The organism is Salinicola socius, from assembly GCF_001937195.1.
Taxonomy (GTDB): Bacteria; Pseudomonadota; Gammaproteobacteria; order Pseudomonadales; family Halomonadaceae; genus Salinicola; species Salinicola socius.
The window spans coordinates 125440-148534 of record NZ_MSDO01000011.1 but is presented as its reverse complement, the minus strand read 5'-3'; the positions used below and the strand labels follow the sequence as shown (position 1 = coordinate 148534).

At 64.4% G+C, this 23095-nt stretch carries 20 protein-coding genes; 13 read left to right on the top strand and 7 right to left on the bottom strand.

The genetic code is table 11. The annotated features are described in order from the left end of the window. The first annotated feature begins 38 nt into the window (after positions 1-38). The 5 genes from BTW07_RS09750 (at position 39) to BTW07_RS09730 (ending at position 6519) form a co-directional block, all read left to right on the top strand. Positions 39-842: an ABC transporter permease gene (locus BTW07_RS09750; RefSeq protein ID WP_198651260.1), complete on the top strand. Its 804-nt coding sequence runs from the start codon at positions 39-41 to the stop codon at positions 840-842. Further along, positions 839-2563: an ABC transporter ATP-binding protein gene (locus BTW07_RS09745; RefSeq protein WP_075569980.1), complete on the top strand. Its 1725-nt coding sequence runs from the start codon at positions 839-841 to the stop codon at positions 2561-2563. The genes BTW07_RS09750 and BTW07_RS09745 overlap by 4 nt, the downstream gene beginning before the upstream one ends. Before the next feature lie 65 nt (positions 2564-2628). Next, entirely contained in the window at positions 2629-4149 is a 1521-nt protein-coding gene (locus tag BTW07_RS09740; protein WP_075569979.1) for a M81 family metallopeptidase, read from the top strand. Positions 4150-4195: 46 nt separating this feature from the next. Further along, entirely contained in the window at positions 4196-5392 is a 1197-nt protein-coding gene (locus BTW07_RS09735) for a M20 aminoacylase family protein (protein WP_075569978.1), read from the top strand. Then, the gene (locus tag BTW07_RS09730; RefSeq protein WP_075569977.1) at positions 5389-6519 is read left to right on the top strand and encodes a M20/M25/M40 family metallo-hydrolase; all 1131 of its coding nucleotides are present in this window, start codon (positions 5389-5391) and stop codon (positions 6517-6519) included. The genes BTW07_RS09735 and BTW07_RS09730 overlap by 4 nt, the downstream gene beginning before the upstream one ends. 28 nt (positions 6520-6547) lie before the next feature. On the opposite strand, the gene arfB is transcribed toward BTW07_RS09730, so the two are convergent. The 3 genes from arfB to BTW07_RS09715 are packed head-to-tail and all read right to left on the bottom strand — an operon-like array spanning position 6548 to position 8733. Further along, positions 6548-6964 carry an alternative ribosome rescue aminoacyl-tRNA hydrolase ArfB gene (gene arfB, locus BTW07_RS09725; RefSeq protein ID WP_075569976.1) on the bottom strand — a complete coding sequence of 139 codons (417 nt, stop codon included), beginning with the start codon at positions 6962-6964 and terminating at the stop codon, positions 6548-6550. Between the two features lie 42 nt (positions 6965-7006). Beyond that, complete coding sequence (locus tag BTW07_RS09720; RefSeq protein WP_075569975.1) at positions 7007-7453, bottom strand: nucleotide triphosphate diphosphatase NUDT15; 447 nt, start codon at positions 7451-7453, stop codon at positions 7007-7009. After that, on the bottom strand, positions 7453-8733 hold the full coding sequence (locus tag BTW07_RS09715; RefSeq protein ID WP_158025875.1) for an FAD-dependent oxidoreductase: 1281 nt from the start codon (positions 8731-8733) through the stop codon (positions 7453-7455). The genes BTW07_RS09720 and BTW07_RS09715 overlap by 1 nt, the downstream gene beginning before the upstream one ends. Before the next feature lie 186 nt (positions 8734-8919). Between BTW07_RS09715 and BTW07_RS09710 the strand changes: the two genes are divergently transcribed. Beyond that, a complete protein-coding gene (locus BTW07_RS09710; RefSeq protein WP_075569973.1) occupies positions 8920-9519 on the top strand; it encodes a TetR/AcrR family transcriptional regulator in 600 nt (199 codons plus the stop codon). Between the two features lie 18 nt (positions 9520-9537). Here BTW07_RS09710 and asd read toward each other — a convergent pair whose 3' ends face one another. Beyond that, a complete protein-coding gene (asd, locus tag BTW07_RS09705; protein WP_075569972.1) occupies positions 9538-10383 on the bottom strand; it encodes an archaetidylserine decarboxylase in 846 nt (281 codons plus the stop codon). Positions 10384-10515: 132 nt separating this feature from the next. Then, complete coding sequence (locus BTW07_RS09700) at positions 10516-11346, bottom strand: sulfurtransferase (protein WP_075569971.1); 831 nt, start codon at positions 11344-11346, stop codon at positions 10516-10518. Between the two features lie 302 nt (positions 11347-11648). Here BTW07_RS09700 and BTW07_RS09695 point away from each other — a divergent pair, with 302 nt between their 5' ends. After that, complete coding sequence (locus tag BTW07_RS09695) at positions 11649-12965, top strand: NCS2 family permease (protein ID WP_075569970.1); 1317 nt, start codon at positions 11649-11651, stop codon at positions 12963-12965. A 448-nt stretch (positions 12966-13413) separates the two neighbouring features. Here the strand turns inward: BTW07_RS09695 and rsgA are convergent, their stop codons facing one another. After that, on the bottom strand, positions 13414-14457 hold the full coding sequence (gene rsgA / locus BTW07_RS09690) for a small ribosomal subunit biogenesis GTPase RsgA (RefSeq protein ID WP_075569969.1): 1044 nt from the start codon (positions 14455-14457) through the stop codon (positions 13414-13416). Between the two features lie 136 nt (positions 14458-14593). Here rsgA and orn point away from each other — a divergent pair, with 136 nt between their 5' ends. Further along, positions 14594-15163 (top strand): oligoribonuclease, encoded by a 570-nt coding sequence (gene orn, locus BTW07_RS09685; RefSeq protein WP_075569968.1) that lies wholly within the window; start codon positions 14594-14596, stop codon positions 15161-15163. Between the two features lie 56 nt (positions 15164-15219). Here orn and queG read toward each other — a convergent pair whose 3' ends face one another. Continuing rightward, complete coding sequence (queG, locus tag BTW07_RS09680; RefSeq protein WP_075569967.1) at positions 15220-16311, bottom strand: tRNA epoxyqueuosine(34) reductase QueG; 1092 nt, start codon at positions 16309-16311, stop codon at positions 15220-15222. A gap of 178 nt (positions 16312-16489) precedes the next feature. Between queG and BTW07_RS09675 the strand changes: the two genes are divergently transcribed. The 5 genes from BTW07_RS09675 (at position 16490) to miaA (ending at position 23074) form a co-directional block, all read left to right on the top strand. After that, the gene (locus BTW07_RS09675; RefSeq protein WP_075569966.1) at positions 16490-18007 is read left to right on the top strand and encodes a bifunctional ADP-dependent NAD(P)H-hydrate dehydratase/NAD(P)H-hydrate epimerase; all 1518 of its coding nucleotides are present in this window, start codon (positions 16490-16492) and stop codon (positions 18005-18007) included. Then, positions 17991-18485, top strand: a complete 495-nt coding sequence (gene tsaE, locus BTW07_RS09670; RefSeq protein WP_075569965.1) for a tRNA (adenosine(37)-N6)-threonylcarbamoyltransferase complex ATPase subunit type 1 TsaE — start codon at positions 17991-17993, stop codon at positions 18483-18485. The genes BTW07_RS09675 and tsaE overlap by 17 nt, the downstream gene beginning before the upstream one ends. A gap of 122 nt (positions 18486-18607) precedes the next feature. Continuing rightward, entirely contained in the window at positions 18608-20056 is a 1449-nt protein-coding gene (locus BTW07_RS09665) for an N-acetylmuramoyl-L-alanine amidase (RefSeq protein WP_075570020.1), read from the top strand. Between the two features lie 27 nt (positions 20057-20083). After that, positions 20084-22063, top strand: a complete 1980-nt coding sequence (mutL, locus tag BTW07_RS09660) for a DNA mismatch repair endonuclease MutL (RefSeq protein ID WP_075569964.1) — start codon at positions 20084-20086, stop codon at positions 22061-22063. Positions 22064-22117: 54 nt separating this feature from the next. Then, on the top strand, positions 22118-23074 hold the full coding sequence (gene miaA, locus BTW07_RS09655) for a tRNA (adenosine(37)-N6)-dimethylallyltransferase MiaA (RefSeq protein ID WP_075570019.1): 957 nt from the start codon (positions 22118-22120) through the stop codon (positions 23072-23074). Positions 23075-23095: the final 21 nt, after the last annotated feature.

The following is a 23095-nucleotide window of genomic DNA, read 5'->3' as shown; positions in this document are numbered from 1 at the left end:
GGCGATTATGGCCAGGCCATCATCGTCCAGGATGGGCGGTGATCGTCGCTGCCATCTGCCTGGCGTCGATCGTGATCATCGCCATTCTGGCACCCTGGCTGGCGCCTCACGATCCGCTCGACATGTCACCGGCCGATCGTCTGAAGCCACCCAGCGATACCTACTGGCTGGGCAGCGATGCCTATGGCCGGGATCTGCTGTCGAGAGTGCTCTATGGTGCCAGGATTTCCTTGATCGTGGGTATCGGCAGCGCGCTGATCAGCGTCGTCGTCGGCCTGCCGCTCGGCATACTCGCGGGTTTCTTTCGCGGCCTGGATGCGGTGATCATGCGAGTCATGGATGGTCTGATGGCGATTCCGAGCGTGCTGCTGGCAATCGCCATCGTCTCCCTGATCAGCGCCAACCTGTGGACGGTCATGGCCGCGATCACCATTCCGGAAATTCCCCGGATCGTGCGTCTGGTCCGTTCGGTGGTGCTGTCGGCGCGGGAAGAACCCTACGTCGAGGCAGCCGTATCGCTGGGAAGCAGCCTTCCCACGGTCATGTGGCGACATCTGATGCCCAATACGCTGGCCCCGTTGATCGTCATGAGCACCTACATCTGCGCCTCGGCCATTCTGACCGAAGCCATTCTCTCCTTCCTGGGCGCCGGCCTCGGTACCGAAACGCCGACCTGGGGCAACATCATGGCGGAGGGCCGAACCTACTTCCTGATCAAGCCATCGTTGATCTTCTGGCCGGGTATCGTGTTGTCGATCTGCATTCTCTCGATCAATCTGCTTGGCGATGCCGCGCGTGACCGTCTCGACCCCAGGCTGCAGAAGCGAGGAGCTGCGCAATGAGCGACGACGTCATTCATTCAGGATCCGCATCAGCGCTGGTGCTGGATATCCGAGGGCTCCAGGTCGCGACGCAATCGTCGCCTGCCAAGCCCATCCTCAAGGGTATCGATTTCGCGATCGCGCCGGGCGAGACGCTCTGCCTGGTGGGGGAGTCCGGCTCCGGCAAATCGGTGACTTCGCTGGCGGTGATGGGCTTGCTGCCCAAAGGCAGCTTGAAAGCGACCGGCGGGCGCATCGAACTGGAGGGCGATTCGCTGCTCGAGGTTTCCTCGACGCGGCTGCGGGACCTGCGGGCCAGCCGCATGGCGATGATCTTCCAGGAGCCGATGACCGCGCTCAATCCGTTGATGCGGGTCGGGGAACAGATCGAAGAGGTGCTGATCATGCACCAGAAAGGTCTCTCTTCGGCGCAGCGGCGCGAACGCGTGCTCGAGATGCTCGACCAGGTCCAGTTGCCGGATATCGAACGTGTCTTCGACAGCTGGCCACACCAACTCTCCGGCGGCCAGCGTCAGCGCATCATGATCGCCATGGCCTTGATTCTCGAACCCAAGCTGCTGATTGCCGACGAGCCCACGACGGCTCTGGACGTCACTACGCAGAAGCAGATTCTCAAGCTGATCAAGGCGTTGCAGGAGCGCCATGGCACCTCGGTGCTGTTCATCACGCACGACATGGGGGTCGTGGCCGATATCGCGGACCGTGTCTGCGTGATGCGCCATGGCGAGGTCGTGGAGACGCAACCCATCGAAGAGCTGTTGCGACGGCCCAGGACGGATTATACCCGCCAGCTGCTGACGGCGGTGCCGAGTCTGCGGCCGAGAGCGGCACGCGCCGTGACCGACCGCGAAATCGTGCTGGAGGCGATCGAACTCGAGAAACGTTATGGCGAGCGCTCGGCCTGGGCGCGCTGGACCGGCAAGGCGACGTCGCAGACGCTCGCGGCCAGCGATATCGACTTCGCCCTGACGCGCGGGCGGACGCTGGGCATCGTTGGCGAGAGCGGCTCCGGCAAGTCCACCGTCGCGCGTTGCGTGATGCGCATGATCGAGCCGACCGGCGGGGGCGTGAGGGTCATGGGCAAGGATATTGCCAGCCTGGGGAGAGCAGCGCTGAAGCCCCATCGCAAGCGTATCCAGATGATCTTTCAGGATCCCTTCCGCTCGCTCAACCCGCGTCTGAAGATTGCCACCAGTCTGGTCGAAGGTCCGGTCAATTACGGTACGTCTCGGGAAGAGGCGCTGGCGAAAGCCGCCGAACTGCTGGCGCTGGTGGGGTTGCCGAAAGATGCACTGGACCGCTACCCCCATCAGTTTTCCGGCGGACAGCGTCAGCGTATCGCCATTGCGCGGGCGCTGGCGATGGAGCCCGACGTGCTGGTCGCCGACGAAGCGGTCTCGGCGCTGGATGTCTCGGTCCAGGCCCAGGTGCTCGAGCTGCTCGACGACCTTCAGCGCCGGCTCGGCATCGCCGTGCTGTTCATTACCCACGATCTACGTGTCGCCGCCCAGATCTGTGACGAGGTGATGGTGATGCAGAAAGGCGTGGTCGTGGAATATGGCCCGGCCGAGCGCGTGCTGGGCTCGCCGGAACATTCCTACACGCGCTCGCTGATGCTGGCGGCGCCCGGACGGCACTGGGACTTTTCGGAATTCCGGCCTCTCGATCGCGTCTTCGAAGAGACCTCGACGGCCACATCGACCGCCATCATCTATCAGTGACTGGCCGGGTGCCACATGGCGAAGTCGCCGATTCTTCACGACTTATTGGACTCAAGGAACTGTTCATGTCACAGCCCCGGATTGCCGTCGGCGGTTTTCTCCACGAAACCAACACTTTTGCGCCCAGCCCGGCGACCTACGAGGACTTCTTGCGCGGTGGGGGCGCGCCCCCGCTGAGCGAAGGCGAAGCGATCTTCGACGCGGTGGCGAATAGCAATATTGGCCTTTGCGGTTTCATCGATGCCCCCGAAGCCCGGACATGGAGTCTGATCCCTACGCTCTGGACGGCGGCGAGTCCGTCGGCTCACGTCACGCAGGACGCCTTCGAGCGTATTGCGGCGCGTCTGCTGGCGGCCATCGATAGAGCCATGCCGCTCGACGGCGTCTATCTCGATCTGCACGGCGCCATGGTCACCGAGCACCTCGACGATGGCGAGGGCGAACTGATTCGTCGAGTGCGCGCGCTGGTCGGTGATGGTGTGCCGATCGTCGTGACGCTGGACCTGCACGGCAACGTCACGCCGACGATGGTCGAGCAGGCCGATATGCTGATCGCCTATCGTACCTATCCGCACATCGACATGGCGGCAACCGGCGCCCGCTGCGCCACTGCCATGGCGAGGCTGCTATCGGGCAAAAGCCGCCCGGCGAAGGCGTTTCGTCAGCTCGATTTTCTGATGCCGATCGCCTGGCAGTGCACGGCGCAGGAGCCGTGCCGCTCGCTCTATGCCGAGGTGGCGGCAATGGAGAGCGAGTCCTTGCCCTCGGTGTCGTTCCTGACCGGCTTTCCGGCCGCCGATTTCGCCGACTGCGGCCCTTGCGTCGTGGTGTACGGAACCGATCCTGAGAGTGCGGATCAGGCCGCCGGTCGGCTGGCGGCGAGGATAGCGGCGCAGGAGCCGGCGTTCGCGGGGCGAGTGTTCGAGCCGGAAGCGGGCGTGCGTGAGGCGATGCGGCTGGCGGAAAGCGCGGCAAGGCCAGTGGTGATCGCCGATACCCAGGACAACCCTGGCGCCGGCGGCAATTCCGACACCATGGGCATGCTGAAAGCGCTCATCGCTTGCGGGGCGGAGCGCGCTGCGATCGGCAACGTGTTCGACTCGGCAGCGGCCAGGGCCGCGCACGAGGCGGGCGTCGGCGCGGTGGTCCGGCTGGCGCTCGGCGGGCATTCCGGCGTGGAAGGGGATTCGCCGCTGGAGGCTGAGTTCACGGTCGAAGCGCTCTCGGACGGTCGCTTTGTCGCGCCCGGCCCCTATTACGGCGGTGGGCGTCTCGACATGGGCCCATCCGCCTGCCTGCGAATCGGCGACGTACGTGTCGTGGTGGTCAGCCGCAAGGCGCAGATGGCGGACCAGGCGATGTATCGTTCTGTGGGCATCGAACCCTTGGAGCAGGCCATTCTGGTCAACAAGAGTTCGGTGCATTTCCGGGCCGATTTCGCGCCGATCGCGGAGACGATTCTGGTCTGCGCCGCTCCGGGGCCAATGGCCGTCGATCCGGCCGATCTGCCGTGGCAACGCCTTCGCCCAGGCATCCGGACGTCGCCTCTCGGCAGGCCCTTCGTCCCTGTCGTCGAACCCGCCTGAGCGCGACTTTCGCCAATGCCGATGTTTCCCCTACCGAGGAGTTCTCATGACCACGTTGCCCCGTATCGATGGCTTTACCGACGAACTGATCGAGATTCGTCACGACATTCACGCCCATCCGGAAATCGGTTTCGAAGAGCAGCGTACCTCCGCGATCGTCGCCGCCTATCTGCAAGCGCTGGGACTCGAGGTTCACACCGGCATCGGCAAGACCGGCGTCATCGGCCTGATCGACGGCCAGCGAGGGCCGGGCAGGACGCTCGGGCTGCGTGCCGACATGGACGCGTTGCCGATGAACGAGGAAACGGAGCTGCCGTTCGCCTCGAAGCACCCCGGTCGCTTTCATGGCTGTGGTCATGACGGTCATACCACGATGCTGCTGGGCGCAGCACGCTACCTTGCCGAGACCCGGGACTTCGCCGGGCGCGTGATGTTGGTCTTCCAGCCGGCGGAGGAGGGGCTGGGCGGTGCGCGGGCGATGATCGCCGAAAAGCTGTTCGAGCGTTTTCCCTGTGACGAAATCTATGCGCTGCACAATGCGCCGCACCTCGATCATGGACAGGTCCGCGTGATGTCCGGCAAGGCGATGGCGGGCGCCGAGTTCTTCGATATCGTCATTCGCGGTCGGGGCAGTCATGGCGCGCAGCCTAACAACGCCCGCGATCCGATCGTGGTGGCGACGCAGCTCTCCCAGGCCATGCAGAGCATCGTCAGCCGCAACGTCAATCCCCTGGACGCAGCGGTGGTGTCGGTCACCCAGTTGCACTCGGGCTCCGCCTACAACGTGATTCCGCAGTCGGCCACGCTCTCCGGCACCATTCGCACCTTCGATGACACCGTCGCCGCGCTGATCCACGGACGCATCCGTGAGCTGGCCACCGGGCTTGCGGACGCCTACGGGGTCGAGATCGAGGTCGATATCCGCAACATCTTCTCGGTACTGGAGAATCATCCCGAGCAGACCGAGGCGCTGGCGGCCGCGGCCAGGGATATCGTCGGTGATGCCAACGTGGCCGATCTCGTCCGACCGGCGATGGGCAGCGAGGATTTCGCCGATATGCTGAAAATGGTGCCGGGTTCCTACTGCTGGGTTGGCCATGCCGGCGATATTCCGGTGCACAATCCGGCGTTCGTGCTCGACGATGGAATCCTGCCGATCGGGGCAAGCCTGCTGGCGCGGATCGCTGAACGTCGTCTCGACGAACGGGTGGAGATGAGCGCTACCCAGGCGATGAGCGCATGAGTCTCGCCGCCACCCTCGAGTTCGATGACATGCTGGCCGGGCTACAGCGCTGGGTCGAATGCGAGAGTCCGACCTTCGATATCGCTGCCGTCAATCGCATGATGACGCTGGCCTCGGACGATCTCGTGGCGATGGGGGCGAACGTCGAACGCGTTGCCGGGCCTGCGGGGCTGGGCGACTGTCTCAAGGCGAGCTTTCCGCATCCCAGGCAGGCCGAAGGCGGCATCCTGATCATGGCGCATCTGGATACCGTCCATCCGGTCGGCACGCTGGAGACATTGCCGTTTCGGCGCGACGGTGATCGCTGTTATGGCCCTGGAATCTGTGACATGAAGGGCGGCACCTATGCGGCGCTTCGCGCCGTGGTTGCGCTCCAGCAGGCGGGTGTCGACATGGCGCTGCCGATCCATGTGCTGCTGACCTGCGACGAGGAGATCGGCAGCCCCGGTACCCGCGAACTGATCGAGCGAGAGGCGGCGAGGCATCGTTACATCCTGGTTCCGGAACCGGCGCGTGCGGGCAATGGCGTGATCACCGGGCGCTATGCGATCGCGCGTTTCGAGCTGCTCGCTCACGGTCGGCCGAGCCATGCCGGGGCGGCGCTGGCGGATGGCCATTCCGCGATTCGTGAGATGGTTGCACGAATTCCGGAGATCGAGTCGATGACCAATGATGACTGCACCTTCAGTGTTGGCGTGGTACAGGGCGGTCAATGGGTCAACTGTGTCTCTACGAACTGCCGTGGCGAGGCGCTGAGCATGGCCAAGCGTCAGGCCGACCTGGATCGCGGTATCGAACGCATGCTGGCGCTCACCCAGCGCGATGCCGACGGGATCGGCTTCGAGGTCAAGCTCGGTGTGGTTCGGCCGGTATGGGAAGCGGGCCAGGCGACGCTATCGCTCTACGCCCAGGCCAGTAGGGTTGCCGATGAGCTGAAGATGCCGCTGCCGCACGCCAGCAGCGGTGGCGGCTCCGACGGCAATTTCACCGGCGCGATGGGACTGCCGACGCTCGACGGATTAGGCGTGCGCGGTGCAGGAATCCACACGCTGGACGAGCATATCGAGGTCGACAGTCTGATCGAGCGCGCTCGGTTGATGGCGGGATTGATGACGGCGCTGCGCTGATCGCTAGCGTGTGGAATTGTCGCTCGATCTAGTCATCGACGCGTCCGCGCAGGCGCTTTTTCTGCCCTTGACGGGTCTTGCTGTCGACGCGCTTGCGTTTGGCGCTGCGGCTCGGCTTGGTGGCCTGCCGCGGCTTGTCGCCGTAGAGCACGGGTTTGATCAGCTGTTTCAGACGAACGAGTGCCGCTTCCCGGTTGAGCTCCTGGGTGCGGTGCTCCTGCGACTTGATCACGACGACGCCGTCGCGGGTGATGCGTTTGTCACTCAGGGCCAGCAGCTTCTCCTTGAACCCGGGGTGCAGACTGGAGGCGCGGATGTCGAAGCGCAGGTGGATCGCCGAGGAGACCTTGTTGACGTTCTGGCCACCGGCGCCCTGGGCGCGTACGGCAATCAGTTCGATCTCGTTGTCGGGGATCGACACGTTGCGGGAGATTTCCAGTGGCATCGGCTGCTCCCTGAGTGTTCGAAAATGAAGGTAATGCCTCGCTTAGTCGACGCGATAGATACGCCAGCCTTCGGGGCAGGGCCTATCCTGCCACAGGCTGAGCATGGCGTCGCTGGCCGGAAACAGCGGCGTGGGGAGCTCCTTTTGCGGAAACCACGTCCAGCGATCGAATACATCCGGCTCGGTTACGCGGGGCTCGGCGATTTCTTCGCCGAGTGAAATCAGCGCCGCGCCGGTGATCGCGGTGCGGTCGCTGTCCAGTTGTTGCAGGAAGGCGAATATCTCGACCGGCTGTCGAGTGATGATGCCGGTCTCTTCGTGCAGCTCCCGCAGTGCCGCGGCCTCGAAGGTCTCCCCGGGCTCGACGTGTCCACCGGGAAGACACCAGGTGGGCGTTTCGCCGGCCTTGATACGATAGCCGAGCAGCAGGTCGCCGCCGGGGCGGGTGACGATGACACCGACACCCACGCGGGAAAGGGGGACAGCCATCAGAGCGGTTTCTCCTGTAGCGACGTTTCCGACAAGGTCGACAGCACTGCACTGGCCGCATAGTGGCCGCTGATGAAGGCGGCCACGATGCCCCGGAACAGCCCGCAGGCGTCGCCGACCACCCAGGTCGGTTGTCCGGGCAGACGCAGTTGGCCGTCGACGCCGGGATACCAGCCGACGCCCTCGAGGGTCGGGCCGATCAGGCGCGTCGCTTCATGTTCGATCCGGGGAAAGCTGCCGACGAGCTGGCGCAGCCCCTGCAGCATCGCACACGCCACGGCGTCGCCATAGAGGCGCCGCATCCGGGCCGTGGTCTCTGCGTCCTCTTCCAGCCATGCCGACAGGGGAATCTCGAAGTAGGCGTCCCGCTCGGCCATGGCGTCCTGTAATGCCGAAATCGCCTCCCGCGCCATCGACTCGTCGAGAATGCGCGTATTGAAACCGACATTGGAGCGCGCCGTGGGAGGGCCGTCCGAGTGTCCCGATACCGTCCACAGGCCTTGCGTTCGGGTCAGCACGGTCGTGCCGTTGCGGCAGGCGCAGAAAGTGCGCCATTCGATACCGTCTTCGGCCGTCTGCAGTGTCAGCTTGGGATCGAGATTGGAGAATGTCTGGAAGAAAGCCTGTTCGCTGGGCTGGTCGATACGGAAGCCGACTTCCAGGCGGCGGAAGACCTTTTCGATGTTGCCCATGTCCAGCGCACCGAAACGCCCTGTGGCCCAGATCAGTGTCCTGCTGACAAGCGCGCCGAGCGCTGGGTCGGGACCCTCCAATTGCAGGTGATGGCGCTGCTCGTTGGCGTCGTAGCGGTGGGAGATCACGCAGGTTCCGGTTAGGATGTCGATATCGACGCCATTGACCAGGCCGAAGACCATCTCTTCCCGCGCCTGCAGCGGCAGGTAGCGGGAGGGGTAGTCCTTGAGGTTCCAGCGGCCTTCCTCCGGCGAGTAGACGTCGGTTCTGTCCGGGAACGGTGGCGTCTGCATGCCATAGGATTCGAGCAGATCGCAGGTCCAGGCGTAGGCGCGATGCAAGGCCTCGCGTTCCGGCAATTGCCATATCCGCGTTGCGGATGGGAAGAACGAGAACTTGCCGTCCGAGTAGAGGCCGGCTCCGCCTTGGCCTTGGGTCAGATCGACTTCGTCGTTTCTGTTGCGCCTCGAGATATCCGGACCCCGGTCGATGAGAAGCACCCGGCGTCCCTGACCAGAGAGTCTTTGGGCGGCGGCCAGCCCGGCGGGACCGGCTCCGACGATGGTGACGTCATAACTCTCCATCATAACTCTCCATGATGAGGCTCGAGCAGCAATGCTTGTCGAACGACGATGGGATGCCCGTGACATCGGGGTCGGCGGGATCCGAGTCGCGGCGGCGGGTAACAGTTTTTTACTAAAAAATGATACGATACGCTGCGTATCCTATATTATCGTATCTTTCAGGAGCTGTTTTTGACAAGGATGTCTTCCATGCCCGTTGTTTCTCCTGCACGCCCTGGTCGGCCACGCAGCGCCACGGCGTCTGCCGAGGTGATGCGAACAGCCCTGGAACTGGCGCTGGAGGGAGGGATTCACCATGCCACCGTCGAGCGGATAGTCAGCGTCTCGGGCGTGGCCAAGTCGACCATCTATCGACGTTGGCCAAACGCGGTTGCCATCGTCATGGATGCCTTTCTGGAGGCGGTAGGGCCGAGCATCGCCTACGATGACGAACTGCCCGTCGTTGCCAGTTTCCGTCACAGCGTGCTGGCGCTGGCCGAGGTTCTCAACGGCCCTCATGGCCGCTTGCTGCAGTATCTGCTGGGCGCCGCCCAATCCGACCCCGTACTGAGCCGTGCCTTCGTCGAGCGTTGGATAGGACCGCGTCGCCAGATGGGGCGGCAAGCCATCGTCGGTGCTGTCGAGCGAGGCGAGCTTAGCCCGGAGATCGATCCGGACCTGAGCATGGATCTGATCTACGGGGCAGTCTACTACCGGCTGTCGGTCTCCTTTTGCGAGATCGACCAGGCTTTCGTCGAAGCGGTCATCGATCGGGCGCTGGGGCCCTACGTACGGGACCGGCCCGACTGATAGCCGGTGCCAGCCGGTTCACGCGGTCCCTGGCAGGGCGCCCATCGTCTGCCCCATGCTGATCGGGCTGCCTGCGGGGTCGAAAGCGCCGAACGCGGTGTCTCGCCCCATGCACATCACCACGGTGGAGCCGAGCTTGAAGCGGCCCATCTCCTGGCCTTTCTCGATCACGATCGGCTCGTCGAAGCGAGTCGTCTGGATGCGGCCGCTCAGCGGCGTGACCTGGCCGGCCCAGGTGGTTTCGATGGCGGCGACGATCATCGCGCCGACCAGTACCATGGCCAGCGGCCCGTGCTCGGTATCGAAGATGCAGACCAGACGCTCGTTGCGCGCGAACAGACCGGGTACGTAGCTGGCGGTGGCCTGATTGACCGAGAAAAGCCGTCCGGGTACGTAGGTCATCTCGCGCAGGGTTCCGGTCATCGGCATGTGAACGCGATGGTAGTCCTTCGGCGACAGGTAGACCGTGGCGAAGCTGCCCTGGCGGAAAGGAGCGGCCCGCGCGACGTCACCGCCGAGCAGGGCGCCCAGCGAATAGGTCTGACCCTTGGCCTGGATCAGAGTGCCGTGCTCGATACGACCGTAGCGCGACAGCACACCGTCGGCTGGCGATACCAGGCCCTCGCCAATGGGACGAGCGTCGGGCTTGAGTGCGCGGGTGAAGAAGTCGTTGAAGCAGGCGTAGGTGTTCGGGTCCGGCTCCCGAGCCTGGGTCATGTCGACGCCGTAGGTGCGTATGAAGCGACGAATGAACTGATCCTTGACCCAGGGAACCCGGCAGTCGGCGACTAGGCCGATCAGACGCGAGATCGCGTGGTGAGGTAGCGGGTACTGAATTCTGGCGAAGAGTTCCTGGCGATCCACGATGACGACCCCGATATTTGGAAAGGCGGACTAACTGAAAGACGGACGAGCGGGAAGGCGGACAAGGTAGCGAGACTACCCGGCCCGCGCAATAGACGGCACGATGTGCGCTACTGGTGTCAGTAGCGCGAGCTATTTCTCGACCGGAGTGTCGTCGCGGTTGCCCCACTCCTTCCAGGAGCCGGGGTAGGCGCGGACGTTGTCGTAGCCGAGCGCCTTGGCGGCAAGCCAGGTCAGGCCGCTGCGGTGATGGGTCTGACAGTGAGTGACGATCTCCTTGTCCTGAGTCAGGCCGCGAGCTTCCAGCTCGGTGACGAGCTCGGCGTAATCGCGAAGCCGCAGGTCGCGACCCTTGTCCATCACCTCCAGCCAGTCGAGATTGACCGCCCCGGGGATGTGGCCGAGTTGGCGGTTGTCGCCCTTGACGCCCCGGTACTCTTCGTCGGAACGGGCATCCCAGATCGCGAGCGCCGGATCATCGAGACGCTCGAGCAGTTCCTCGCGCCGGATCTGGACCTGGGGATTGAGATAGGCCGCCTCGTACTCGCTCGGGGTCGGCGAGGCTGGCGTGGTGGAAAGCGGCTGGCCATCGGCGCGCCAGGCGTGAATGCCCCCGTTGAGATACGAGTAGCGACGATGTCCGATCAGCTCCAGTGTCCACAGCAGCCGCCCGGCCCAGCCACCACCTTCATCGTCATAGGCGACCACGTGGGTTTCCGGCGTCAGCCCGAGTTCGGAAAACAGTGCGCTCAGTGCGGCTTCCGAGGGCACGTCGTTGGGGACTTCGCCCGAGCCTGCCAGCAGGCGCCGGGCGTCGAGAAAGACTGCACCCGGCACGTGGCCCGATTCGTAGCTTTCGGGCTTGAGAGGCACGTCGATGATCAGCAGATGGGGATCCTCGAGGTGTCGGGACAGCGTGGCCGAATCCAGAATCAGCGGCAACTGCGGGATTTCCGAACTCATGAGCGGTGACTCCTGTCGTGATCGTTGCTGCCGTCATCGTCATGCGGCGATGGGGACGATGATGGCACAACGATACTGGGTGAGGGTAGCGGATGGCGTCGCCGAGCGGATTCGCTATACTGCGCGCCGCTCGAGGGTGGCGTCTACCCGTCGTTTCGCCGAGCCCGGACCGGTTTTTTGACCCAATGGCGTCTCGGCACTTTTCACGGGGGCCATCCTCGGCTACAAAATTCACGGACGCGAGCGGCTCGCGTCACCAATAACAATCATGATTGCCAGGAGATTGCTGCGTGCTTGAAAAAATGTTCTCTCTACGTTCGCTGGGAACGACGGTCAAGACCGAAGTGCTGGCGGGCATCGCGACCTTCCTGGCGGCGATGTACATCATCGTGGTCAACCCCTCGATCCTCTCCAGCGCGGGTGTACCGTTTGCCGGCGCGCTGACGGCTACCGTGCTGATCAGTTTCTTCGGCAGCGTGATGATGGGTCTCTACGCGCGCAACCCGATCCTGGTCGCGCCGGGCATGGGGATCAACGCGCTATTCACCTACACCATGGTGCTGGGGGCCGGCATCGAATGGCAGACCGCGCTGGGCTGCGTGTTCTGGTCCGGGGTGCTGTTCGGACTGCTGGCGCTGTTCAACGTGCGTCGCTACGTGGTCGATGCCATTCCGGCGACGCTGCGCCATGCCATTGCCTGCGGTATCGGCCTGTTCATTACCGTGATCGGGCTGGTCAATGCCGGCATGCTGGTCTCCAATCCGGCGACGGTCGTCGGGCTCGGCGAGATGACGCCGACCCTGGTCACGTTTCTGATCGGTCTCGGCATTACCGCGATATTGGTGGCCAAGCGCATGCAGGGCGCGCTGATCCTGGGGATCATCGTCACCACGCTGCTCGCCATCCCCATCGGCCGTCTGTGGGGCGATGCCAGCACCATGTCGCCCACCGGTTCGCCGACGCTGGTCAATTTCCACGGCATCTTCGCCTGGCCCGATTTCGGCGCGCTGTGGCAGGTCGACTTCGTCGGTGCGCTGTCGGTGGCCTACTGGCCTTTCATCTTCGTGATTCTGTTCACCACCTTCTTCGACGCGATGTCGACCTTCATCGGCGTGTGCCAGGCGGGCAATCTGCTCGACCAAGATGGCGAGCCGCGCAACATTCGCCGTTCGATGATGGTGGATGCCTTTTCCGCACTGATTTCCGCACCGCTGGGTACCAGCCCGGCCAACGCCTACGTCGAATCCGCGGCCGGTATCAGTCAGGGCGGGCGTTCCGGTCTGGTTGCCGTGGTCGCGGGGCTGCTGTTCCTGCCGTTTCTGTTCCTGTCGCCGTTGCTGTCACTGGTTCCTGCGATTGCCACCGCGCCGGCGCTGATCATGGTCGGGGTGTTCATGCTTTCGCCGATCCGCACCATCGACTGGCAGCAGTACGACGACGCGATCCCGGCCTTCGTGGCGATGCTGCTGATCCCGTTGACCTATTCGATCACCCACGGCGTGGTGTTCGGCTTTCTGACGTTCGTCGTGGTCAAGGTAGGGGTCGGCAAGTCACAGGAAGTGCGCCCGGCGATGTGGGTGCTGTTCTTCCTCTCGATCCTGATGCTGTTCGAGGGCTGATCCAGACGGCCTGCGCTCAGGCCGCTCTTAAGCAATCGCCGCGTCTCAGGGCGCGGCGTTGCATTTCTGAGCCTAGTTGATTTGCTCGAAGTCTCGCACCCTGGACGCCTTCCAGAACGGCGCTGAACGCAGAGCGTCGAGCCGGGTCTCGCGTCATGGATGACGAGAGATTGCAGTGGAACTACGACTGCCGAGTCCAATCCAGCCTATGGCTCACCGTGACGAGGGGGCTTAACGCTCGCCCCCTCGTCGCTCCCCCTTTTTTTGCGCCACAAGACGACGAAACCCTGAACGACTTTCCGCTTGCGCCTGGGTCGGCGCACAAGGACATCCCTGTCCAGGCGCGCCTTTTGTGGCATCCATGCCACAAGACCCGGCGCAACGGGAGCCGTTCAGCGTCGTCTCGAAAGGCGCCTGGGGCGGCGGCTTCGATAAACCTTGGTGACTCTCAGGACGCGGCGATGTCGTCTCTGATGCGCTGGAAGCTGGCGAAACGCTGGGAATGGATCTCGCCGCGCTCGACGGCGTCGAGCAGGGCGCAGCCGGGCTCCTGGCGATGGCGGCAGTCGCGGAAGCGGCAGCGGCCGAGATAGGGGCGGAACTCGATGAAACCTTCGGCGAGCTCGCGCTCGTCGAGATGCCAAAGGCCGAATTCCCGGATGCCGGGCGAGTCGATCAGATCGCCGCGTCGCTCTCCGTCGACCGCCGTTTCCAACGGCAGCGGATAGAGACGGGCGGTGGTGGTGGTGTGCTTGCCCTTGCGGGTATCGGTGGACAACGCGCCGATCCGCAAGGTCTCGTCGGGCAGCAGCCGGTCGATCAACGAGGATTTGCCGACCCCGCTCTGGCCAACGAAGACGGAGGTTCGCCCCGCCAGTTGCGTCCATAGCGTTTCCAGCCCCTGCTCGCCACGCGCCGAGGCTTCGATCAGCGGATACCCCAGCTCGCCGTAGCGGGTCAGCATCGCGCGCAATTCCCCGCCTTCTTCCGGCAGCAGGTCGCTCTTGTTGAGCACCAGCACGGGGGGAATCCCGGTGCTTTCGGCGGCGACCAGGTAGCGGTCGATCAGGTTGGGATGCGGTTCCGGCTCGACCGCCACCACGATCAGGATCTGATCGATATTGGCGGCGACCGGGCGCATTTGACCGTGGACATCAGGACGCTCGAGCACGCTGTGACGCTCGCCGCGGGCGACCACCACGCCGCTGTCATCGTTGGCCTGGCGCCAGATCACCTGATCGCCGGTTACCAGGCCTTCGAGGGTGGCACGCAGATGGCAGCGGTGCAGTCGAATCTGGTCGCCCTCGACGGATTCGACCTCCAGCGAACGGCCGAAGTGGGCAGCGACCCGGCCCGGGCGCTCGGTGCCGTATTCACCGGCATCGAGACGTTCGCTGTCGCGCTCGTCCTTCTTCGACGCTCTTTCGGTGCGTTCGGCCTGAATCTTCTCGACGCGCCAGCGCTGCTGTCGGGTCAGTTTACGGCGGCTCATGGTTGGCGGTGACTCATATCGGGGTTTGCCTACCCGTCATGCCCTGGGGGTAGAATGGCGGGCATTGTAGCCTTTACCGACTTGCCGTGTCCGCCCGCGTCCCCGTGGCCAGCCGACACCGACTCTGGAGTTGTTCATGTCCGACCCATCCGCCTCCGGCGCCCGCAGTGATCTTCTGATCTGGATCGATCTGGAAATGACCGGTCTCGACCCTGATCGGGAACGCATCATCGAAGTGGCGACGCTGATCACCGACGGCGATCTGAACCTGATCGCCGAAGGGCCGGTGCTGGCCGTCCATCAGCCGGATGCGCTGCTCGATGGCATGGACGAGTGGAACCGGAAGACCCATGGCGAGTCCGGCCTGATTCGACGCGTCCGCGAGAGCACCATCGACACCTCGGAAGCGGAGCGGCGCACACTCGAGTTTCTCGGGACCTACGTCACGCCAGGCACGTCACCGGTCTGTGGCAACAGCGTGCATCAGGATCGGCGTTTCATGGAGCGGGAAATGCCGACGCTCAACAACTTCTTCCACTATCGCAACCTGGATGTCTCGACGCTGAAGGAGCTGGCCAAGCGCTGGAATCCGGCGGCGGCAAGCGGCTTCACCAAGCGCAATACCCACCAGGCGCTGGATGACATTCGAGAATCGCTGGCGGAGCTCAAGCATTATCGCGAGACGTTCCTGAAGCTCTCTACCTGAAGCTGTCTTCCCAAAGACCGGATCGGCATGTCGGGCACGAATCGCTTTCGCCAGAATTAGGTGCTGGCGATACGCGCTTCGCGCCTGGTGCGTTGCTCTTCCAGTGCCCAGCGTACGTGTTCGCGAACCAGGTCCGAGGGGTAGGCGAGGCGTGCGCGCAGAGCGCTCTCGACGCGTTCGCTCCAGGGCGCGTTGCCGAGCCCGATAGCGAGGTTGCGCAACCAGCGCTCGTAACCGATGCGCCGGATCGGACTGCCTTCGGTGCGCTTGAGAAATTCGGTCTCGCTCCAGGCGAACAGGTCGATCAGCTCGGCACGGTCCAGATCATGACGCGGGGCGAAATCCGGCTCGGTGCTGGCGCGGGTGAAGCGGGTGAAAGGACAGAATAGCTGGCAGTCGTCGCAACCGTAGACCCGGTTGCCCATGGCCCGGCGAAACTCGGTGGGGATGCTGCCGTGAAGCTCGATGGTCAGATACGAGATGCAGCGCCTGGCATCGATCACCTTGTCGTCGATGATGGCATTGGTGGGGCAGGCGGTCTGGCAGCTCGAGCAGGAACCGCAGTGCTCGCGCTCGAAGGGCGGATCCACCGGCAACGGGAGATCCGTATAGAGTTCGCCGAGGAAGAACAGCGAGCCGGCCTGAGGATTGAGCAGCATGGCGTTCTTGCCGAACCAGCCAAGCCCCGCTTTCTGGGCCAGCGCTCGCTCCATCACCGGTGCCGAGTCGACAAAGGCACGATAGCCGATCTGGCCGACTTCATCCTCGATCTGGCGGGCCAGCTGATCGAGCCGCTTGCGGATCAGCTTGTGATAGTCGCGGCCCAGCGCGTAGCGTGAAACGTACGCCTTTTCGGGTTGTCCGAGTATTCTGGTGGTCTCGACCTCGGGCGGTAGATAGTCCATGCGCGCGCTGATCACCCGTAGCGTTCCGGGTACGAGTTCCTGTGGCCGCGTGCGTTTGCTGCCGTGCTTGGCCATGTAGTGCATCTCGCCATGGTGCCCGGCTTCCAGCCAGCGTTGCAGATAGCGCTCATGGCTCGACAGATCGGTATCGGTGATACCGATCGCCTGGAAGCCGAGTTCTCGTCCCCACTGCTTGATGCGTGAGGCGAGCGCATTGAGATCGATGCTGGATGGCTGTGACATACCGCCGAAACGCTAACAGGGATAGGGGTGCGCTACCCTACACCACTATTCAGCTTGACGTCAGCCGAACGTCACCGGTACACCCGTGCTGGCGTTCGGCAGCGCCGTTCATCACGGATTGCGTTTACCCATGGCCTCCGGGGTCACCTCCCATTTTCGGAAGACGACAGGAGTCACGATGTCCGCCTCTTTCTCTCAGCGCCCGCTTTATCTCGCCGATCAGGTGCGCGAACTGGATCGCCGAACCATCGAGGCCGAGGGCGACAGCTTCGCGTTGATGCGGCGTGCCGGTGAATCCGCCTACGACACCTTGCGCGCCCGATGGCCGCAGGTGCGTCGACTCTGCGTACTCTGCGGCGGCGGCAACAATGGTGGCGATGGTTACGTCATCGCGGCGCTGGCCGCGGCCGATGGCCTGGTGGTCGAACTGGTCGCGCTAAAACCGGCGGCCGAGCTCGAGGGCAGCGCGCGGAAAGCGGCGGCGCTGGCAGCAGAAGCGGGCGTCGAACCGATCGATTGGGCGGACGAGTTGACCCTGGACGGAGAGCTGATCATCGATGCGATGCTCGGCACCGGTGCCCGGGGAGCCCCGCGCCCGCCCTATGCCGCGGCCATCGCCGAGGTCAATGCCAGCGGTCGTCCGGTGGTGGCCATCGACGTGCCGTCCGGCGTCGATGTCGACACCGGCCACGTCGAGGCTGCGGCAGTCCGGGCGACGCTGACGATCACGTTCATCGGTGACAAGTTCGGGCTGCATACCGGTGCGGCGCTCGACGCGGTCGGGGAGATCATCCATGCCACGCTAGGCGTGGATCCGCGGCGTCATGCCGATATCGTGCCGGTGGCCTGGCGCCAGACACGCGAAGACCTGGCGATAGCACTGCCGCCGCGAGCGCCCAACAGCCACAAGGGCAGTCATGGCCACGTGCTGGTGGTGGCCGGTGCGCCGGGCATGGGCGGCGCGGCACTGATGACCAGCGAGATGGTGGCGCGCGTCGGGGCCGGCAAGGTCAGTCTTGCCACCGATGTCGCGCATGTATCGGCCAGCCTGACCCGGTTTCCCGAAATCATGGCACGGGGCGTTCGCGGCGCGCCGGATATCGAGGCGATGGTAGAAACCGCCGATGTCCTGGCCGTCGGCCCCGGAATCGGTACCGGGGCCTGGGGCCAGGCGGCGCTGCAGAGTGTTCTCGCGGCCGGGAAATCCTGCGTGCTGGATGCCGACGCGCTCAATCTGCTGGCGGGGGATGACGGCCAGTCTCGCCGCGACGACTGGATTCTGACACCGCACCCCGGCGAAGCCGGACGACTGCTGGGGCTCTCCACCGGTGAGGTGCAGCGGGATCGACGCCATGCCGTCATTGCCCTGCAGCGGCGCTGGGGCGGCACCATCGTGCTCAAGGGCGCGGGGACGCTGGTCTACGACGGCGAACGGCTCACGCTTTGCCCGTTCGGCAATCCCGGTATGGGCAGCGGTGGCATGGGCGATGCACTGACCGGCATCATCTCAGGGCTCGTCGGCCAGCTCGGATCGCTCGGCGAGGCGGCGAGAATCGGAGTGTTGCTTCACGCACTGGCGGCCGATGCGGCGGCGCTGGATGCCGGCGAGCGTGGTTTGCTGGCGACCGATCTGGCATCCTATGCGCGAACTCTGGCCAACCCTCAATCTGTCTCGACTCATGCCGATCACGCTTAACGACGAAGCCGCCCAGGTAGCTTTCGGGGAATCTCTGGGCCGGGCGCTGGCCGGTCGCGGTCAGATCCACCTGATCGGCGACCTCGGTGCCGGCAAGACCACGCTGGCGCGGGGCATTCTTCGGGCCTACGGCCATGTCGGCGCGGTCAAGAGTCCGACCTACACATTGGTCGAGCCCTATGAGACCGCGTCGGCCCGGATATTTCATTTCGATCTCTATCGTCTGGGTGATCCCGAAGAGCTGGAGTTCCTCGGTGCCCGCGACATGCTGGGCGACGACGCACTCTGTCTGATCGAGTGGCCGAGCCGTGGCGCAGGGTGGCTACCCAGGCCGGATCTCGAGATTCATCTCGCGGTCTGCGCCTCGGGGCGCGTCGCCACGGGCATCGCTCACAGCGAACAGGGAAACACCGTGCTGGCTCAACTGCCGGCTGGATTGCGAGATTCAGTGAGTCACAAGGAAGATGAATGCCGATAGATGTACAAGAGACGCGCCATGACACCACCCAGCCCGGTCGTGAGTCGTTAGCGAAGCCCGTTGTCACCCTGCGTCATGCCACATCTCTGCTGTTGAGCCTGATGGCGCGCACCTGGCTGCGCATGCGCCGATGCAGTGGCCAGCGCCGAATGGCGGGGCTGATCGCAGCCTGTTGCCTTGGCGTCAGCGCCCAGGCTCAGGCCGTCGAGGTGGACAACATGCGGCTGTGGTCGGCGCCGGATCACGTCAGGCTGGTGTTCGACATGTCGGGGCCGGTCAACGCCAACGTCTTCACGCTCGATAACCCCGACCGCGTCGTGATCGACCTTGATAGCACCGATCTGGATTTCGATATCGGCAAGCTCGATCTGGATGACAGCGCCATTTCCAAGGTGCGGACCGGGGTTCGCGAGAGTGGCGGCTTGCGGGTCGTGCTCGACGTCAGCCGCGCCGTCGCGCCCAAGAGTTTCACGCTGCCGCCCAACGATCAGTACAGCGATCGTCTGGTGGTCGATCTCGACTATCCCGGGGCTAGTGCGGTCAAGGACCCCATCGATCCTATCGAAGCGATGATTCGCGACCAGGAGATCGCCGCGCAACGCGCACAGACCGAAGCCGTTGCCGAAGGCAACCCGCGGAAGGCCGAGGCGGTCGCCTCCGCGGTCGAGGCGCAGCCGCATCCCAGGCGCGACATCATCGTCGCCGTCGATCCGGGACACGGTGGCGAAGACCCCGGCGCCTCGGGCCCCGACGGTACGCACGAGAAGGATGTGGTGCTCCAGATCGCGCGCAAGGTGAAGCAGCGCTTCGATCAGACGCCGGGGTTCAAGGCCTTCCTGACCCGCGACGGCGACTACTATATCGGCCTGCGCCAGCGCACGCTGATCGCCCGACAGCAGAAGGCGGACTTCTTCGTCTCGGTCCACGCCGATGCGGTACGCAGCGCCCAGCCTTACGGCAGTTCGGTCTACGCCTTGTCCCAGGGTGGCGCGACCTCGGAAACCGCGCGCTGGCTGGCGGCGAGCGAGAACCAGTCCGACCTGATCGGCGGGGTCGACGGCAATTTGAGCCTCGACGACAAGGATGAGGTGCTTCGCGGCGTGCTGCTCGATCTGACGATGACGGCGACGATGAACGATTCGCTGGCCACCGGCGGTCAGGTGCTCGACCAGCTCGGACGGATCAACAAGCTGCACAAGTCCAGCGTCGAGCAGGCCGGCTTCGTGGTGCTGAAATCACCCGATATTCCGTCACTGCTGGTCGAGACCGGCTTTATCTCCAACCCCCGCGAGGAGGCCCAGCTCAAGTCGCCGGCACATCAGGCCGAGCTCGCCCAGGCGATCTACGAAGGGATCGTGGCGCATTTCCGCCAGCATCCGCCGCCCTCGAGTCTGCTGGCCTGGCAACGTGATCAGGGTCGCGGCAGCGCCAGCAACGAGTATCGGGTGCAGGGCGGGGATACGTTGTCCCAGGTGGCGTCCAGCCATGGCATCAGCATGAAGGTGCTGAAACAGGCCAATGGGCTGGATAGCGATATCCTGCGGGTTGGCCAGGTGCTGACGATCCCATGAAGCCGGGCAACGAACGGGAGTTCACCGATGACTGAATCGTCTCGCATCCGCATTCTCGATCCCCGACTGGCCAACCAGATAGCTGCCGGAGAGGTGGTCGAGCGTCCGGCCTCGGTGGTCAAGGAGATCGTCGAGAACGCCATCGACGCCGGCAGCCAGCGTATCGAGGTCGAACTCGAGGCGGGTGGCTCGCGGTTGATTCGGGTGCGCGACGACGGGATCGGCATCGGCGAGGGTGACCTGCCGCTGGCGCTATCCCGCCACGCCACCAGCAAGATCGCCTCCCTCGACGATCTCGAGGACGTTTCCAGTCTGGGATTTCGGGGCGAGGCGCTGGCATCGATCAGCTCTGTCTCGCGCCTCGAATTGATCTCCAACGCCGCCGACGATCCTTCCGGTGGCTGGCGAGTGGTCGCCGAGGGCCGCCAGATGGAGCCGCGGGTGACGCCTGCGCCGCATCCGCGCGGGACCTCGGTGCTGGTGCGTGATCTGTTCTTCAACACGCCGGCGCGGCGCAAGTTCCTGCGTACCGAGAAGACCGAGTTCGGTCACGTCGAGGAGGCCTTTCGGCGTCTGGCGCTATCCCGTTTCGATATTACCTGGGTGCTGCGTCACAACCAGAAGGTCGTGCATCAGCTGCCCGGCGTGGCCTCGGATCAGGCCGGCCGGGAGCGGCGAATCAGCGCGATGCTGGGCAAGCGTTTCCTGAACGAGGCTTTGCACGTCGAGCTGGAGGTCACCGGGCTCCGGCTGTGGGGGTGGGTCGGGCAGCCGACCTATTCGCGGGCTCAGGCCGATCAGCAGTATTTCTTCGTCAATGGCCGCATCGTCAGGGATCGCCTGGTCGCGCATGCCATTCGTCAGGCCTATCGCGATGTGATGTTTCACGGTCGGCATCCGGTGTTCGTGCTGTATCTGGAGCTCGATCCGCGGGTCGTGGACGTCAATGTGCACCCGACCAAGCATGAAGTGCGCTTTCGCGATGGCCGTCTGGTTCATGATTTCCTGTTCTCGAGCCTGCACCGCGCGCTGGCGTCGGTGAAGCCCAACGAGCCGGCGGCGGAGAGTGCAGAGGCGGGCGAGTCGATCGGCGGTGACATCGAAACGCCGGTTCGGCCAGACCTGGATGACCAGGCATATCCGACCTCGAACGACAGGCCGCCGGATTGGCAGCAGCAGCGCATGCCGCTGGCCGGCCAGCATTCGCCAGGGACAGGGCCGTCCGGGTCGAATCGTCCTGCCGCCCAGCGTATCCGCGAATTCATGGCCGGCTATCATGCGCTGCACCCGGAGCATGAATCGACGCTGCTGACGCCGCGCGAGAACGGTGCAGAAGCGCCGGGCGGCGAAGCGGCCGACACGGCCCTCAAGGAGCGTCCGACTGCCGCGGTGACGACCTTGCCGGCCACCGACGATACGCAGGCGCCACCGCTGGGCTATGCGGTGGCGCAGCTGCACGGCGTCTATATTCTGGCGCAGACCGAACGCGGCATGGTGATCGTCGACATGCATGCCGCCCATGAGCGGATTGTCTACGAACGCATGAAGCAGCAGATTCATGCCGGAGCGCTCGACGCGCAGCCGCTGCTGGTGCCGGTGTCGATGGCGGTCAGTGCCGGCGAGGCCGAAGTCGCAGAGCACGAGCGCGATGCCTTTGCCCGTTTGGGCGTCGTGCTCGATGCCGCCGGCCCGGAGACGCTGCTGATACGGCAGGTGCCGGCGCTGCTGGCGGATGCGGACATCGAACCGCTGATTCGCGACATGCTGGGCGATCTCGAACGTTTCGGACGCTCCGATCGCCTGGAGACCCGTATCAACGAGCTGCTCAGTACCATGGCCTGCCATGGCAGCGTGCGAGCCAATCGACTGCTGACGGTGCCGGAAATGAACGCGCTGCTGCGCGACATGGAGCGCACCGAACGCAGTGGGCAGTGCAATCATGGTCGACCCACCTGGACCGAGATGTCGATGGCCCAGTTGGACAAGCTGTTTCTTCGTGGCCAGTGAACGAGGGCGCCAGTGAACGAGAACGATGATCGCCTGCGCGACGACGATTCTGCGCTGTCACCGTCGGGTTCGCGCCGCGACGACCGTCCGCTGGCGGTCCTTCTGCTCGGGCCCACCGCTTCCGGCAAGACCGACAACGCGATCGCGCTGCACCAGCGTTTCGGCGCCGAGCTGATCAGCGTCGACTCGGCGATGGTCTATCGCGGCATGGACATCGGCACGGCCAAGCCGTCGCCCGACGAGCTGGCGCGGGCACCTCATCGGCTGATCGATATTCGTGATCCGGCCGAAGCCTACACGGCGGCGGAATTTCGCCGCGATGCGTTGCGTGAAATGGAAGCGATCACAGCCTGCGGCAAATTGCCGCTGCTGGTGGGTGGCACGATGATGTACGCCAAGCGTCTCATCGACGGGGTCGCCACCATGCCGGAAGCCGATCCGGCACTGCGCGAAAAACTTCGCCAGCGCGGCGAGCGCGAAGGGTTCGAGGCGCTGCATGCGGAGCTCGCCGGGTTCGATCCCCAGGCGGCCGAGGCGATCCATCCGCGTAACCGCCAGCGTCTGATTCGGGCACTGGAAGTCTATCGATTGAGCGGCGTGGCGCTTTCCGAACACTGGCGACGACAGCAGCGTGAAAACTTTCCGTGGCGGCTGTTGTCCATAGCTCTCGCGCCTGCCGAGCGTCACGTTCTGCATGCGCGTATCGCCCAGCGATTCGATATCATGCTCGCTGGTGGATTCGTGTCGGAAGTGGCTACATTGAAACAGCGGAGCGATCTTCATCCGGACCTGCCATCGATGAAGAGCGTCGGTTACCGGCAGGTGTGGGAGCATCTCGAAGGCGCCTATGATCACGTCGCACTGCGTGAGCGCGGTATCGCCGCCACGCGCCAGCTGGCCAAGCGCCAGCTGACCTGGCTGAGGCGCTGGCCGGACCTTCACTGGGTCGACAGCTGCGCGGCAAATGCTGGTGATCAGATTGCGAAAATCGTGCGTGACCACGGCAGTTAGCGTAAAATGGCGGGCTTCGTC